The organism is Endozoicomonas sp., assembly GCF_031844845.1.
Taxonomy (GTDB): Bacteria; Pseudomonadota; Gammaproteobacteria; order Pseudomonadales; family Endozoicomonadaceae; genus Endozoicomonas.
On record NZ_JAVRMB020000081.1, the window covers coordinates 1 to 15,407 of the forward strand.

The following is a 15,407-nucleotide window of genomic DNA, read 5'->3' on the forward strand; positions in this document are numbered from 1 at the left end:
GAAGCGCCGAACACCCAGGCGAAGATGGTTCCAATACCCAGTAGCTGAGCACTGAAGGTTGCATCGCTATTGGTCAGAGGGACGGCCAGCAGACCCCAGATACCAACAACACCGTGAACAGAGATGGCACCCACCGGATCATCAATACGCAGCTTATCAAGGCCAAGGATAGCGAATACCACCAGTGTACCACCGACAGCACCGATCAGCGTTGACCCCAGGGCCGTTGGCATCAGAGGTTCAGCGGTAATAGCAACCAGGCCAGCCAGGGCACCGTTCAAAGCCATGGTCAGGTCAGCCTTACCAAACAGCAGTCTTGCAACGATCAGGGCAGCGATAACACCACCAGCAGCGCCAGCATTGGTGTTGACAAAGATCTGGGCAACCGCATTGGCATTTTCAACATCCGCAATCTTCAGCTGAGAACCACCGTTGAAGCCGAACCAGCCAAGCCACAGGATGAAGGTACCGAGCGTTGCCATGGGCAGGTTAGCGCCGGGCATTGCATTAACAGCACCATTGGCAGAGTACTTGCCTTTACGGGCTCCCAGCAGGAGAACACCAGCCAGTGCAGCAGAAGCACCTGCCAGGTGGACAACACCAGAACCGGCAAAGTCCTGGAAGCCAGCTTCGTTCAGGAAACCACCACCCCACTTCCAGAAGCCCTGAACCGGATAGATGAAGCCGGTCATGAAGACAGCGAACAGCAGGAAGGCCCAGAGTTTCATGCGTTCAGCAACCGCACCGGAAACAATCGACATCGCCGTGGCAACAAAGACAACCTGGAAAAAGAAGTCAGCGCGCAGGGAATAATAAGGCGCACCACCATCACCACCGCCAACAACCGATTCAACACTGTTCTCGGTACCGATCAGTGTACCGAACAGCGGCATGATGCCCCCTTCATTGGCGCCAGGATACATGATCTGATAACCACAGAGCAGATACATGGTGCAGGCTATGGCAAACAGGGCAATATTCTTGGTCAGGATTTCAACGGTGTTCTTTGATCGCACCAGACCGGCTTCCAGCATGGCAAAACCGGCGGCCATCCACATGACCAGTGCACCGCACACCAGAAAGTAAAAAGTATCGAGCGCATACGACAATTGAGTTATATCTTCCACGGGACCCCTCCCAGTAAATTCACATCTTTTTATCTGTTTTATATCGTTATTACTGCTGAGCGGAGATATTCATTCCGCTCAAGGCTGTTCAGATGGCGTCAACGCCAGTCTCTCCGGTACGAATCCGGATCGCCTGTTCCAGAGTAGTGACGAAAATTTTTCCATCACCAATCTTTCCGGTGTTGGCTGCATTGGAGACAGCTTCAATCACCTGATCCAGCAAATCGTCTGAGATAGCGACTTCAATTTTCACCTTCGGCAGAAAGTCCACAACATACTCTGCACCACGGTAGAGTTCGGTATGACCTTTCTGGCGACCAAAACCCTTAACCTCAGTCACGGTAATACCCTGAACACCGATATCGGAAAGTGCTTCCCGTACGTCATCAAGTTTGAATGGCTTGATAATGGCTGATACTAACTTCATGCATTATTCTCCTGGTTATCTTTTCCGGGCAAATCTCTTTATTGAAAACTCTACTTAAAACCATCCGGGAGGGGTGATCTGGATGCGTTACAGTATCCAGAGTCTACGCATTCCCCTTGTGTTACAACACCCTCTATTGTTTCAAGAGCGCAACAAAAAGAAGAACGCACCCCGCCAGTGTTGGTTTCAGACAAGATCGCCCGGCACTGTTTAAATGGTTATCCTGAACAAAGCAGGCTCTGTGCCAGTTTTTACAAATGCCCATAGCTGGGCGTCGCATAGGCGCTCTTATCCTGAAGAGTTCCCTGAAGAGTTCCCTGAAAAGGCAACTAAATAAGAGAACGCACTCATTTAACGCACTAAAAACTCATACTCCCACCGCGAAACGCACCAGCTTGGTGCGAAACCAAATACCACTACACTCTGCCTGAACCTGGTGCTTCACCAGAGAGCTACTAAATCTAATACGTACACAATCGAGCTGCATATTCCATATGTGTTATGCAGAGACTTTTTTATGAGAGATTCAGGCCTGAACGGGCTATCCAGCGGGTAAGAACATTACTGAAAAATACAGGTCAGGTTTATCCCGGCTCTATCAGTACTTGTGTCTTGTGGTATTCTTGCCACCTTCCAGACCACCAGCGCAGCGATACCCATGATCGATAAAGCCGCATTAATCAATAATATTGCCGCCAAAGCCAGCGAGCTTTTTAATGGTGACAAAAGCCAGACCCGGGAAGATATTGAGAAAAATATCAAAGCGCTGGTAAGCAGTGCCCTGTCAAAACTGGAGCTGGTCACCCGTGATGAGTTTGATACCCAGGTTGCTGTCCTCAGGCATACCCGTGAACGTCTGGAAGCCCTGGAGAAAAAGCTGGAAGCGTTCAAGTCTGAACAAACCCGGGAAGAGAGCAGCAACCCGGACCAGGAAAATCCTGAAGACTGATGATAAAACCTCTCGCCAGAACGCCTGTCCATAAAAGCACAGGCGCACACTTTCAAAGCATCCTGCCAGTAAACTGCTATCATTCACTGGTCGTTTGAACTTGTTTAGCTGGTCATCAACAATTGCACGCCCAAACAAAGCGCCACAGCTTAAAAATCAGTTTTCCCGACGACCAGTCGGCAGAATCAAATAAAAGGCCTTTGTAAAAAAATGGACATCCGTGTTTCGTCAGCCCACTCAGCTGCCCAGCCAGCCACTTACCCTACCAATAAAAAACAGCAAACGGCAAAACAAAAGCACGTTTCAATTTGTCAACCAGAGGCCTCACTGACAAAAGAATTGCAAGCCCTGAACCGGTTAAAAATAGCGACCAGTACTATTCGATGCACTACAGGTGTGGGTTCAGGCCTGTTTTCAACAGCCAATGTTTCTGTTTGCAATACACCTGACAAACTAATTTTCAAAAAACGCGACATTATTCTTGAAGGCATTACCGGTATTCTTGCTTTTAGTCACCAGTATCCTGAAACCAGAAAGCACCTCGAATGGCTTTACTATGACGGACTGTGCATGCCTCTGGGCTCTGACTCTCATATACTCTGGAGCCCATATAGAGTTAATGACCTGGGGCTGGGCGTCATGCCCGATGGACCCGTTATTTATATGAATGACTCTACCAACCCTAACTGTAAAGTTAATGTTGGTGTTAAGCGGAAGTTCGATGAAACTGAAGGGCTTACCCTGAAGTGCTTTCCAAATAGAGAGATTCCCATTGAGTTTAAAATTGAAGCTTCGAAGGCAATCCCCCCAGCCACAGAGCTACTCTGGTGTTACAGGTCTGAAGCCAAACGTACCATGAAATCAGGAAAGCGCTCTTCGAGTGTTAACTTTAAGGCACAGTATCTCAAAAAAAGTCACACACCGGATGATCACCAGACTATTAAAGACAAAACGACAACCGCATTTTCGGATTCAGATAAAGTTTCAGTAACGATTACCACAGACTTTAATGACATACTCAGACAACGATTAAAAAACAGGGAAACATCCGTTAAAAGAGAACTGAAATATGACGCAGCTGAAAAAACAATAATTCAGAAAATATCAGGAAACACGATTACCACAAATAAACTATTAAATAAATCTGAGAAAAACGCCCTTGCACTAAAAACCTACGTAAAATACCAGCTAAATCGCTGCGACTCTGTTCTCGATGCAATAAAAACTATAAAATTGTCATTTAACAGAAATAACAGACATAAGATTCCAGTCCCCCACAAATCCCCAAAAAACGATGAAGATCGCTACAAATGGAATAGTTACGACATTTATCGTTTTTGTTACGATCATAACCTTATTTCTCCGGAAGATGATGTTATGTCAATTCCTATGGAGTGGCTAGGCACACAAATGGAACAGGAAAAAGGGGAAACCCGGTGGCTTACTTTGCTAAAAGAATCCTTAAGCATTAAGCTGTTAAAAACCAAAAGAATTGCCATGCTTGCTTACGAACTTGGGCGTCACATCCCAAATCCACTAAACTGTCATGATAAATCGTGGACGCCTGAAGAAATGGAACGCTTTGCAGGAATAAGACTTACACAACATGTTATTACGCCAAAAACTCTTGATGTTTATCAATCCCTTCCTAGAAATACATCCAGCTCCAAGGACTCACAACAGATATATGAAGCGGCCAGAAAAGGCGATCTTGAGGCTCAAAAAGCGATTATCACCAAAAGACTTTCAATAAAATATGGCTTACATGAGCTACTGAAGGATTTAAGTACACAAAAAGGCAATGTCAAACTTTTGGTGGATGGCGTATATAAGACTCCAGACAAACCAACAGTAATAAAATTTGTTAAACAACATTTCAACAGAGATAAGCAGAAGAATCTTCTCGGACATCTTGTATATACAGACCAGGAGCTACTGGATAAACTAAATAATAAAAAGAAGCGAGGTACATCTGTCAATCTTGAAATCAACAGAAGAATTCGATCTGAGGGCAATACGCCATTATTAAAGAAGTTTATTTCAGAACAAATCAAAACCATAAATCATCCATCAAAGCTAATTAGAAACATCAACCTTGCGAGAATAAAGTACAAAGGCCAGTCACCTTTTACACTTGATCATTTACGTCAACTTTTCAACCCTGGCGAAAACGATATTATAGAAAAACTCTTTAATAGAACCACCAGTACTGACAAACTATTTGAGAAACTTCACGACAAAGGATTGCGTATAAGGCGAATTCAACTTCAACTTCTCAAAAGATGCAAGGGTAGTCTGGATGTAACCCTAAGATACATAAAGCTATGCAGGCAGCTCTCAATACAATCAACACGCCATTTTTGTACGTCTCGTGCCGCATTACTCAACACGTACAAAGTCCCAACCTTCACAGAATCACCTTCAGTTTGGACTTATCGTTCTATTAAAGAAATAACCGACTCCGTTACCCCCACCGGCCCCCGGAGTATATCTGCCACTGGAAAAATGGATCCAACTATTCATTCTGAGTGTGCACAAACAAAAATAACGAAATCAAAGCCATGTCCTGACAAACCTGAGAGACTTCCCATGGCCAGACCCATGGCCAGACCCATGGCCAGAGTAGCCAGATTAAATACAACTGAGGTTCATCAACAGCCCAGTGTGAAAAAAAAATACTGGAAAAGGGAAAAATGGTGTGGTGACCAGTGGTGGTCATATTCTTCTGAATTGGCAAATTTTGCTGCGAACCAAACCTTTAATTCGACTCAGGAGCTAAAAAAAACAAACCCTGACCTGTACAACTGGCTAGAACGAATGAACAAATCCCTGATAAAAGCAAAAACAAACAAATCAGCTCAAGAACTATTCCCCGATGATTTTAAAGGGACAACACTGACCAACCAGCGTATTAATATTATGGTCGGCTGGATAAATAACAGCCTTGATAAAATGGGGCTGGCTAGCTTGCAGCACTTGCCATTACGCCAGGATATTGAAGATTGAAGAACCTATCCATAATCCTGGCAATACACCTGTTTTTAAACAGGATCTATATTCAACTGCTATCTTTGAACGTTTCAAGCTGTTCAACCGGTCAATAACAATAATGCACTTCCGTCTGGCACAGGTTCGTACGCGGGCTAATCAGGGAATTCGAGCTCCCGCTGTTTCTGTGGAAGTTCATCTTTCTCAGGGGCTACCTGCGCTGAATATTGTGGGCTTGCCAGAAGCAGCGGTTCGTGAAAGTAAGGACCGGGTCAGAAGCGCCCTGATTAACAGTGGCTATGACTTTCCCGACGGCAGGATTACCGTCAACCTGGCACCGGCAGACCTGCCCAAGGAAGGCGGTCGTTATGATCTGCCCATCGCTTTGGGCATTCTCGTTGCTTCCGGGCAACTACCAGAATCAACCCTGGACAACCGTGAATTCCTCGGTGAACTGGCACTCTCTGGTCAGCTACGCCCGGTAACAGCCGTACTGCCCGCATCCATCGCCTGTCAGAAAAAAAACCGCGAGCTTATTGTTGCCGGACGAAACGCCAACATTGCCGCCATGGTGAAGGACGCTCACATTACGGGGGTACAAAACCTTCAGGAACTCTGTGGCTATCTCAATAATAAAATCCAAATCGAGCCCACGGTCGCCCAGGCGATGGATAGCCCCGTCAACTACCCCGACCTGGCCGATGTTCGTGGTCAGGAGCAGGCCCGGCGCGCCCTGATTATTGCGGCCACCGGTGGCCACCACCTTCTTTTCTTTGGCGCCCCCGGTACCGGAAAAACCATGTTGGCCAGCCGCCTTCCGGGCATCCTGCCACCCTTAACCGAAGCAGAAGCCCTGGAAGTCGCCGCCATTTACTCACTGGCATCCAGTCATTTGGTTCCCGCCTGGAAACAGCGACCTTTTCGAGCACCACACCACTCGTCGTCATCGGTTTCCATGGTGGGTGGTGGCAGTCAGCCCAAACCGGGAGAAGTCTCCCATGCCCATCGCGGAGTACTTTTTTTAGATGAAATGACAGAATTTCAACGACAGGCGCTTGAGATGCTGAGGGAACCGCTGGAAAGCGGCGAGGTAGTGATTACCCGAGCCAAAGGCCAGGAAACCTTCCCTGCCCGGTTTCAGTTGATTGGTGCGATGAACCCCTGTCCCTGCGGCTACCTTGGCGATAATAAAAGACAATGTCGTTGTACACCGGACCAGATCGCCCGCTACCGCAACAAACTCTCCGGCCCTTTACTGGATCGTATTGACCTTCAGGTTGAAGTGCCGTCACAAAATCTACAGTTACTGATCAATGACTCCCCGGAGTGTGATAAAGCCCCCCCGGTAAGCTCCACCGAAATCCGGGCAATGGTTATTCAGGTGCGCCAGCAACAGCTTAACCGACAGGGAAAAATAAATGCCTTACTGTCGTCCAAGGAACTGTTTCCTGTCTGCGGACTGGGCTCTGAAGAAAAAGACTTTTTAATCCAGGCAGCTGATCGGCTGAATATCTCAGCCAGAGGCCTGCACCGGGTATTAAGGGTTGCCAGAACCATTGCGGATCTGGCTGCGTCAGAAACCGTACTGAAGAAACACTTGGCTGAGGCTTTTCAGTATCGACAGCTGGATCGGCAGTCATTGAAATAAACTCAACGGGTTATTGGCGTAACTACTACCATTTTCAGCATTGATTGATCAATGTCTGGAGCGTTGAATGCATACCTCTTTTTCAACAGGTATCCGTTCAAAAAACACATTACCTCTGGCCGCCCCCTCCCCTCTGACCGCCGTGAAATACTGTAATCGTAATACCCGACCTTTTTTTAAATCCGGCACCGGATGGCAGCAGAGGCTTGGGGGAAAAGAGTTCATCCATCTTTTAAATCATCAGATGCTCCGCAAAAGAAGCTGTAAAGTCAGGCCAAATCCTCAACAACTCCATCACCCGTCTACCAATAATCGAAACGGTACCGTCATAATAGCCAGCATACTCAACAAGATTGCCCGGCTAGCCCACGGGACCGGGGCTTTGGCAGTGAAACTGGTGATATTATCAACCATGGTGGCCTCATCCACTGCCAGTCATATCAATGACACAACGCCAGCAATAAGCACAGCCAACCCATTTACCGGTGATATGCTCAATACGCATTCAGAAACTACCCAGCCCACAGTTTTCCCTAATTCTGTCAGCCCGGACACCCCCGCCTGGCAACATGTCCTATGGGGCCTCATGATTTTCGGTTTCATTTGTCTCCTTGCAAGGCTGGTGGTCAAATCGAATCAAACTCGTCATCAAACCCATGTGGAGCTTCCAGGAGGAATCAGGATGAAGCTGACAGCAAAAACATGGGTTTAAATTTTTATCACCCGGTAACTTCAGCATTGGTCCTGATAACCAGCTTTTTGAAAGCAATGGAGTTATGATCCGTTTCATCCCGTTCCGGCTCTATAGCCAGCTGCGCATCGGGAAAGCGACTGAACAGTTCTGTCAATGTCAGATAGAGTTGTCGTTTTGCCAATGCAGCACCTATACAGAAGCGTGGACCATAGCCAAACAACACATCCTTATCGTAAGAACGATTCAGATCAAACTTTTCCGGCTCAGAATAATATTGAGGGTCGTAATCCTTAAGATGGGGCATCAAAAGTACCATCTGGCCTTTACGGATCTTCTGGCCCAGAATTTCCATATCTTCAGGCGCATAACGGGCAAACCCCATTTTTGAATTAGCCGACCAGCGCATCACTTCAGTAAACGCCTTGCCAAAGGCTTCCGGAGTTTCCAGTGCAGCCGATATCTGGTCACGATTTTTCAGCAGGGAATAAACACTCCACTGTTGTGCAATCAGGGTGGTATCAGCACCAGCCCCAATCAATGCCAATACCAGGGTAATAATATCCCACTCACCAAACTGCTCATTTTCCTTTTCAACCTGAATAAGAGCACTGAGAAAGTCATCCTGCTGGGGCATTAGACGACGCTCGGCAATTATCACCCGGATAATATCAATAGCACGGTTGCTATCGTCCCGGGCTTTCTGACGACGTGCTTCAGAGATAGTTGGATTCCATGCCTCGGTAAAACTGGTCACTACCGGCTTGAAGTCATCCCAGTATTTTTCAGGGATACCAACAATTCGGGTAATAGAGATAAAGGGGATATGGGCTGCCACCTTCTCCATGTAATCAAAGCTATCTGGCGTTCCCAACTCATCAAAAAGACGCTTGATATCGGGTTCGATTCGCATACCGATAGCTTCAATCACATTCCGGGAGAACGCAGGAGAAGAAATCTTTCGAACCAGCCGATGATGATCTTTGTCAGCCACCAGACTGTGGCCAATCAATGCCCGCTCAAAGTTGGTCCACTCACTTTCCGGCGGCCGGGGTGGCGCATATTCCCAGTCATAGAAGTCAGATGACAGGTATTCCGTGCGCCAGCAGCCCGTAATATCGTTAATGCCGGTCATAATCCAGGCCTGCCATATTGGGTACCAGACCAGTGGCCCACGCTTCACCAGCTCGCGCCACTGGGGCACCGGATCTTCGCAATATTCAAGAGAGTGAGGGTTATATACCGTTTCAATGGGAGGCAGAGCTTCTTTTTTCAGCGCATATTGAGCATCGGTCTGATCATGTTCGGCGGTTGTCATATTAATGCTCCGGTTTTTATTATTGTTGATAATCACCACTGAGCATTTTTATACGAGCGGTCTTTGCAAGCAAGTTCTTGTTGCTCCAAAAAACGAATCAAATCATCAAGGACGTGAAAAATATCCTTATTGCTATATCGTGGTGAACGTAACTGCTCATTTTTGACTGGCGAAATCGCATTTTTAGGATCTGGCTCTTCGCTTTTATTGGGCTGCAGAGGAGCGGCAGGCTGATCTGCCAGCTGTTTTTGCGCAGTTACTGGTGAACCATCCAAATTTAATTGCCAGGAGGAAACTTCTCCCAAGGCTACCGCTCTCTGAACCGCAGTGTATTCAGTCGTATCCGGCCGTCGTAGCACGCATAGACAAAGACAGTCTCGCACCTCGGTGACCATCCGGTACAACCAGACACAACACGTTGCATTTGCGCCTTGATTGCCCGTCTCACCCGCTAGCTTGACATAATTAGCTGAACCACTCGCCGACGCTACCTCATTCATTATGACTGCCTTTAATTTAACTTTTGCATGCTGCTACTGCTTAAATATATTAATAGGAAATGTAATCACAATTGACACAAAGTCGCGGTTAGCCTCTGACGGGTAAAATATTTCAGAGGTTACCACATCAAGACTTGGTTGTTTCTGTGTCCGGGAGTTTAGCTTCATCAGGCTCAAATGCCTTATTATCACGGGATTCTATTTGATCTTTTGAAACTATATCACGGGATTCTATTTGATCTTTTGAAACTATTTTATAGACCTTGTCCCAATTAATGGTTTTCTCTCTATCATAAGGATCAATCCCACCGTGTGTCTCACAGATTGCAACCAGACTTTTATAGCCATAAAAATGTTTCCCTTGAAAAACCATCTGTGTATCGCTTTCATAGCTAATACAACAGAATCTGGAATCATCTAACTCTGTAGCTTTTGGGGTGTAAACAGGCAAGTCATCATAAGACGGGATATGAGATCCCAATTCCTCAGTACCAGAAGCGTCAGGTTCTGTTTCAGGTGGCTCAACCGCAGCAGCATTCGGCTCAAAATGTCTATAACCAACATTTGATAGTAAACAGTCTTTAACAATCTGCCTAAGAAATACCTGCCGCTCATTTCTATTCTCAGTGTTTTTCGCTGCGGCCAGAACTTCACCCACACTAGCCACCATCAGCTTTTCGCGAAGGCCAACTCTCAATCCCCGCGCCCTATCCGGATCGGTATCGTCTATTCCAGTAACTACTTTGATCGTCAGGTTATTCCCGTTGGCGGTGATACGATATCTTAACATGCTCGACTCAACTTCAGGAGGTGCTGCCGGTAAAAAACATGGGCACATCACTCTGGCGATTGCCCGAAAACAACAGCAACCCCATGCGCCCTGTTCCTCTCTCCAGGGAAGTACTTCTATATTATAAGCAGCGGGATTGCTCTCCCCTTGAATTATCCCATCCATCACAACACCTCCAGTTTTCAGTTTAATTCAGAACAAATCTTGTATGACTGTTCTGTGAGACATCCAATTCCGCTGATGTATCCCTGTTTTCATTAAAATAAAACGTCCCCACTTTCAACATGATTCGACTCTAATGCCTTGCAATGAATATTTTGTAAACAATTATTAATAATTCCCCTAATACATTCCTCCCTCTTATCGCTATTAACGATGCCTTTCGCTACTGCTAAAGTGTCACCCATGCACACCAACCCTTCACGAAGTTTGTCTCTCAACCCCTCAGCCCTTGCCGGCTCAGTATCATCTGCATTTGTATATACTCTTATCTTCAGGTGATTTCCTGACTCGTTGATAAGAAGTTTCACATTGCCCTTGAGATCATCAGAATGCGGTAAGAAAGATGGGCACTCTACTCTGGTGACTCCCCGAGAAAAGCCGCGACTCTCACCCTCTCCCACTATCCAAGGCTGTACATCTATATTATAAGCAGCGGAGTTGCCCCCCCCTTGAATTCTCCCACCCATTATTACAACACCTCTAAAATTTGATTCAATTCAGACCTTATCTGATAGCGTTGGACACTCAAACCGACTGATTTATCCCCGATCACAAAAAAAACCGCACTCCTATTCAACATAGGGTGCGGTTATAAAAAAAGTACTTCCAGCGGTTACCGGAAGTAAATGTTAACCATCAGGCCAGAGCCATTTCACCGGTTTCAGGTGCCTGACCACTCTTCACCAACTCATTCATTTCAGTTTTAATTTGATCAGAGCGGGGTCCAAAGATAGCCTGCATATTCTGACCAACCACCAGGACGGCAGTAGCACCCAGCGCCTTGATCGCCTCAACATCCACATTTTCAGGTTTATCAACCGTTACCCGCAGACGAGTAATACAGGCATCAATGCTCTTGATATTGCTCTGGCCACCAAAGGCAACAAACAGCTTTCTGGCCAGCTCACTGCCAACTTCAGTAGCTTTTGCAGCTTCCGTCGCCTCTTCACGACCTGGTGTGCGCAGGTTGAACATCCTGATGGCGAAAGTGAATACGGTGTAGTACAGCGCAGCGTAAGCCAGGCCCCAGACCAGAATCATCTCAGGCTTGCTGCCAATGCTGAAGGACAGCGCGTAGTCAATCAGACCGTGGGAGAATGAACCACCCATGCGGATTTCGAAGAAGTTAGTAATTACAAACGCAATACCCGCCATCAGTGCGTGCAATCCATACAGAATCGGAGCAACAAACAGGAAGGAGAACTCAATGGGCTCGGTAATACCGGTCAGGAAAGAGGTCAACGCAGCAGACATCATGATACCGCCAACGACTTTCTGATTTTCGGTTTTCGCACTGCGCCACATAGCAATAGCCGCTGCAGGCAGACCAAACATCTTGAACAGGAAGCCACCCGCCAGGAAGCCAGCAGTTGGGTCACCGGCAAAGAAACGAGGAATATCGCCGTTGACCACAACACCGGATGCAGTAACAAACTCACCCATCTGAGACTGAAAAGGCACGTTCCAGATATGGTGCAGACCAAAAGGAATCAGCAGTCGCTCAACAAAACCGTAGACAAAGCCCATAGTGGTTGGGTTGCCTTCAACCGCATAATTACCAAACGCCTCAATGCCACGACCAATAGGTGGCCAGATAAAGCTCAGAACCACACCCATAACAATGGCCGCAAAAGCGGTAACAATGGGAACAAAGCGCTTACCTGCAAAGAAGCCCAGGTACTCTGGCAACTGTATTTTATAGAAGCGATTGAACATCACAGCCGCAAGAATACCCACCAGGATACCGCCAAAAACACCGGTATCAATGGAGGCAATGCCCATGATGGTCTTGGTTTCAATACCCAGTGTGGTCGCCATCACGCCCATAGTCGCCAGCAACACAACATAGCCGACAATAGCCGCCAGGGAAGATACGCCATCGTTGTCTGTCAGACCGAGTACCACACCAATAGCGAACAGCAGCGGCAGGTTACCAAAAACAGCACCACCCGCCTGAGCCATGATATGATTCAGCAGTTCAGGCAAAATTGAAAAGTTTGCGCTACCTATGCCCAGCAGGATACCTGCCGCGGGCAAAATTGCCACGGGCAGCATTAACGAGCGCCCGATTTTCTGTAGAAGGGAGAATGCTTTTTGCACCTGTTAACCTCAAGTAGCGGTTCTGTGAAATCGTTGTAAGACAGTTTTCGCAACCTGATGGATGCCACTGTTCTGATCATGTATAAATCTGGGTGTGCAATTATTATATAATTGTTCACTTTATGAGCTGACCCAGATCAAAAAACGACCATTTTCCTGTAATACCGAGATATTTTTTATTAAAAATTGAGCACATTCGAGCACCATGCCAACATCAGTTAAAGCAACCAGAAAAAAAGTAACCCGCCAGTCCCGAGAAGTCCGAATCCATGAAATCCTCACATCCGCTCGTGAAGTCTTTGAGGCCAGGGGCTATGAAAAGGCAACGGTTGCTGAGATTGCCAGCAGGGCCGGAATTGTTGAAGGTACAGTGTTCAGCTACTTCCCATCCAAGCGGGTTTTAGTCCTGAAGGTGATGGAGCAGTTTTACCAGCAAATAACACAACGGATCGAAGAAGGTATTCAGGGCGTCAAAGGTACTCGCGAGCGCTTTTACTTCGTGACCTGGAACCATCTCAACATCATGACTCAGAACCGTGCTCTGTGCGGTGTGATTCTCAATGAATCCAGAGGGGTCGATCAGGAGCTGTCTCCACAGGTGAGAGCCCTGAACCGCCGCTATACCGAAGTCGTCACAAAAATCACAAAAGAAGGAATAGCCCGGGGAGAACTCAGGCCCGATATCAGCATTACACTGGTTCGCAATACACTGTTTGGTACGCTTGAACACTACCTGTGGGGAATATATCTGGACTCAAAAACGACAGAGACACCATTACTGGACATTCATCAGACATCACAACAGATTACTCAGCTTATTTTTGATGGCATTTCAAATAATCATCAAACGCTGGAAGACAATTCAGTCAAAAGTGAAGTTAGTGAGTTAATTCAGAAACTGAATGCTCCCTTGTAAAACGAACGTTGATACAACATTTAATACAATGGCCAGAATTAATGACACGACGTAGTACTGCGTTCTTCTGGTTTGCCTTCAACGGAATCTGAAACACTCTGGATAAACTGGCAAAGATGATCCATACGGGCGACAAAGGCATCAAGGTGTTTCTGAGTATTTTCTGTGCATTCCAGATGTCGTTCCATATGAGCCTGCTGTTTACAGAACAATTCGACAATATCACGAAACTGGTTAAGAACCTGAGACTGAAAAGCTTCAAACTCTTCTTTTTTGATGTATTCCTGCATTGTCTTTACTCGCACTTCCAGCCCAAATGAGCATCAGTTACCAATAGAGTAAAAATAGACCCAGACTGGCTCTTGGCAAGCCAGCCAAAACGTTATTTGGTTTTTTTATATTTAAAGTGACGTTTATTAAGAAAAACCGCTTTTTATGGCCAGGAATGAACCACATTCATTTTTGAAGAAAGTCGCTCAGGTCTGATTCTTTCAATATTGCGTTGACCAGATTTAATCTATTTTCGACTCTTTAAAATAATCCGGCTTTTTAAAAGGCCATAACTCCCCCCATAAACTGCCGCCGCCGTCCAGCGTCATCACCTCACCGGTCATGAATTGTGAGGCGTCACTGCCCAGGTATACACAGGCCTGGGCAATATCCCAGGATGAACCAAAACGCTGCATGGGGTTTGAGCGGGGAAAGGCCTCCACAGCCTCTGCCGGATAAACAGTCATCCCCTCACTGGCAATAATGCCAGGTGCGATACAATTAATCCGAATACCGTATTGAGCCCACTCAACCGCAACGGTTTTTGAGGCATAAATAACACCCGCCCTGGCCGCACAGGTGTGGGCGATATCCGGCATTCCCCGGTCAATCACCGTGACGATATTGATAATATTTCCTGGCTTTTGGGTATTACGCCAACGCTGGGCCGCCGCCTGCATCATAAACCAGGTACCATTGAGATTATTATCAACCACTGCTTTCCAGCCATTGGGACTGATATCAATGGCCGGTTTGGGAAACTGGCCACCGGCATTATTAATCAGTACATCCAGCCCACCGGGTTGGTTAAATAATTCATCAAAAAAACGCTGCACTCTATCAGGATCACGGATATCCAGCGTTTTCACCGTCACATTAAAACCCAGTTCCTGCATGGGCCTGGCCGTATTGATCAGCTTCTCTTCATTTCTGCCGCAAATCACCACGCTGGCACCAGGGCGAGCCAGTAGCCAGGCCGTCGCTTTACCAATGCCACTGCCACCACCGCTGATTAACACGCGCTTACCGGAGAAACTGTCCACAGCAAACGGCGTCTCTTTCTCTGCCAGTTCCTGGTCAGATAAACCCCAGCTTTTTGTTGTTATTGTCATGATTGTTTTCTTCAGCTGTTTATTTCAAAAGCTCGCCAGCAATGATCATTTTTCGCACCTCTGTGGTGCCCGCACCGATCTCCAGCAGTTTGGTTGAGCGAAACAGCCGGTTAACCTCAGACTCCCAGATATAGCCAATTCCACCATGTACCTGTACGGCGTTATCCAACACCTTATTACACATATCGGCACAGTACATAACCGAGGCCGCCGTCCGGGCATGAATCTCCCCCCGGCCCGCCTGGGTTTCATCCACTTCGGAGACTTCTGCCAGCACTTTCCAGCTGAAAGCTTTCATGGTTTCGACCCAGACATACATATCCGCAATACGCGCCTGTACCATCTGAAA

15 protein-coding genes are annotated in these 15,407 nt (G+C 46.9%); 5 read left to right on the forward strand and 10 right to left on the reverse strand.

The features are described 5' to 3' along the window. Together RM811_RS03640 and glnK are read right to left on the reverse strand one after the other, a co-directional pair. On the reverse strand, window positions 1–1,058 hold a 1,058-nt coding region (locus RM811_RS03640; RefSeq protein WP_402520887.1), incomplete at its 3' end, for an ammonium transporter. Between the two features lie 157 nt (window positions 1,059–1,215). Then, on the reverse strand, window positions 1,216–1,554 hold the full coding sequence (gene glnK / locus RM811_RS03645; protein WP_402520861.1) for a P-II family nitrogen regulator: 339 nt from the start codon (window positions 1,552–1,554) through the stop codon (window positions 1,216–1,218). A 607-nt stretch (window positions 1,555–2,161) separates the two neighbouring features. Here glnK and RM811_RS03650 point away from each other — a divergent pair. From RM811_RS03650 to RM811_RS03665, 4 genes are all read left to right on the forward strand, one after another. After that, entirely contained in the window at window positions 2,162–2,503 is a 342-nt protein-coding gene (locus RM811_RS03650; RefSeq protein WP_402520863.1) for an accessory factor UbiK family protein, read from the forward strand. 663 nt (window positions 2,504–3,166) lie between these two features. Next, complete coding sequence (locus tag RM811_RS03655; RefSeq protein WP_402520865.1) at window positions 3,167–5,509, forward strand: hypothetical protein; 2,343 nt, start codon at window positions 3,167–3,169, stop codon at window positions 5,507–5,509. 103 nt (window positions 5,510–5,612) lie between these two features. Further along, on the forward strand, window positions 5,613–7,139 hold the full coding sequence (locus RM811_RS03660) for a YifB family Mg chelatase-like AAA ATPase (RefSeq protein WP_402520889.1): 1,527 nt from the start codon (window positions 5,613–5,615) through the stop codon (window positions 7,137–7,139). Between the two features lie 67 nt (window positions 7,140–7,206). After that, window positions 7,207–7,851: a hypothetical protein gene (locus RM811_RS03665; protein ID WP_402520867.1), complete on the forward strand. Its 645-nt coding sequence runs from the start codon at window positions 7,207–7,209 to the stop codon at window positions 7,849–7,851. 7 nt (window positions 7,852–7,858) lie between these two features. On the opposite strand, the gene RM811_RS03670 is transcribed toward RM811_RS03665, so the two are convergent. From RM811_RS03670 to ptsG, 5 genes are all read right to left on the reverse strand, one after another. Next, entirely contained in the window at window positions 7,859–9,148 is a 1,290-nt protein-coding gene (locus tag RM811_RS03670) for a cytochrome P450 (RefSeq protein WP_402520869.1), read from the reverse strand. 32 nt (window positions 9,149–9,180) lie between these two features. Next, window positions 9,181–9,423, reverse strand: a complete 243-nt coding sequence (locus tag RM811_RS03675; RefSeq protein ID WP_402520871.1) for a hypothetical protein — start codon at window positions 9,421–9,423, stop codon at window positions 9,181–9,183. Between the two features lie 352 nt (window positions 9,424–9,775). Beyond that, window positions 9,776–10,438, reverse strand: coding sequence for a hypothetical protein (locus RM811_RS03680; protein ID WP_402520873.1), 663 nt, complete (start codon window positions 10,436–10,438; stop codon window positions 9,776–9,778). Between the two features lie 257 nt (window positions 10,439–10,695). Continuing rightward, the gene (locus RM811_RS03685; RefSeq protein WP_402520875.1) at window positions 10,696–11,127 is read right to left on the reverse strand and encodes a hypothetical protein; all 432 of its coding nucleotides are present in this window, start codon (window positions 11,125–11,127) and stop codon (window positions 10,696–10,698) included. 169 nt (window positions 11,128–11,296) lie between these two features. Continuing rightward, entirely contained in the window at window positions 11,297–12,760 is a 1,464-nt protein-coding gene (gene ptsG / locus RM811_RS03690) for a PTS glucose transporter subunit IIBC (protein WP_402520877.1), read from the reverse strand. Window positions 12,761–12,965: 205 nt separating this feature from the next. Between ptsG and RM811_RS03695 the strand changes: the two genes are divergently transcribed. Then, window positions 12,966–13,676, forward strand: coding sequence for a TetR/AcrR family transcriptional regulator (locus RM811_RS03695; RefSeq protein ID WP_402520879.1), 711 nt, complete (start codon window positions 12,966–12,968; stop codon window positions 13,674–13,676). 38 nt (window positions 13,677–13,714) lie between these two features. On the opposite strand, the gene RM811_RS03700 is transcribed toward RM811_RS03695, so the two are convergent. The 3 genes from RM811_RS03700 to RM811_RS03710 form a co-directional block, all read right to left on the reverse strand. Further along, window positions 13,715–13,981, reverse strand: a complete 267-nt coding sequence (locus RM811_RS03700) for a hypothetical protein (protein WP_402520881.1) — start codon at window positions 13,979–13,981, stop codon at window positions 13,715–13,717. 207 nt (window positions 13,982–14,188) lie between these two features. After that, the gene (locus tag RM811_RS03705) at window positions 14,189–15,058 is read right to left on the reverse strand and encodes an SDR family oxidoreductase (protein WP_402520883.1); all 870 of its coding nucleotides are present in this window, start codon (window positions 15,056–15,058) and stop codon (window positions 14,189–14,191) included. 19 nt (window positions 15,059–15,077) lie between these two features. Further along, window positions 15,078–15,407, reverse strand: a 330-nt coding sequence (locus RM811_RS03710) for an acyl-CoA dehydrogenase family protein (RefSeq protein WP_402520885.1), incomplete at its 5' end; no start/stop codon positions are given.

Excerpts from the sequence above, each read along its gene's own strand:
- RM811_RS03680 (WP_402520873.1), bottom strand. The coding sequence starts at position 10,438 with ATGTTAAGATATCGTATCACCGCCAACGGGAATAACCTGACGATCAAA.
- RM811_RS03695 (WP_402520879.1), top strand. The coding sequence starts at position 12,966 with ATGCCAACATCAGTTAAAGCAACCAGAAAAAAAGTAACCCGCCAGTCC.
- RM811_RS03655 (WP_402520865.1), top strand. The coding sequence starts at position 3,167 with ATGAATGACTCTACCAACCCTAACTGTAAAGTTAATGTTGGTGTTAAG.
- RM811_RS03705 (WP_402520883.1), bottom strand. The coding sequence starts at position 15,058 with ATGACAATAACAACAAAAAGCTGGGGTTTATCTGACCAGGAACTGGCA.
- RM811_RS03685 (WP_402520875.1), bottom strand. The coding sequence starts at position 11,127 with ATGGGTGGGAGAATTCAAGGGGGGGGCAACTCCGCTGCTTATAATATA.
- glnK (WP_402520861.1), bottom strand. The coding sequence starts at position 1,554 with ATGAAGTTAGTATCAGCCATTATCAAGCCATTCAAACTTGATGACGTA.
- RM811_RS03660 (WP_402520889.1), top strand. The coding sequence starts at position 5,613 with ATGCACTTCCGTCTGGCACAGGTTCGTACGCGGGCTAATCAGGGAATT.
- RM811_RS03665 (WP_402520867.1), top strand. The coding sequence starts at position 7,207 with ATGCATACCTCTTTTTCAACAGGTATCCGTTCAAAAAACACATTACCT.
- RM811_RS03670 (WP_402520869.1), bottom strand. The coding sequence starts at position 9,148 with ATGACAACCGCCGAACATGATCAGACCGATGCTCAATATGCGCTGAAA.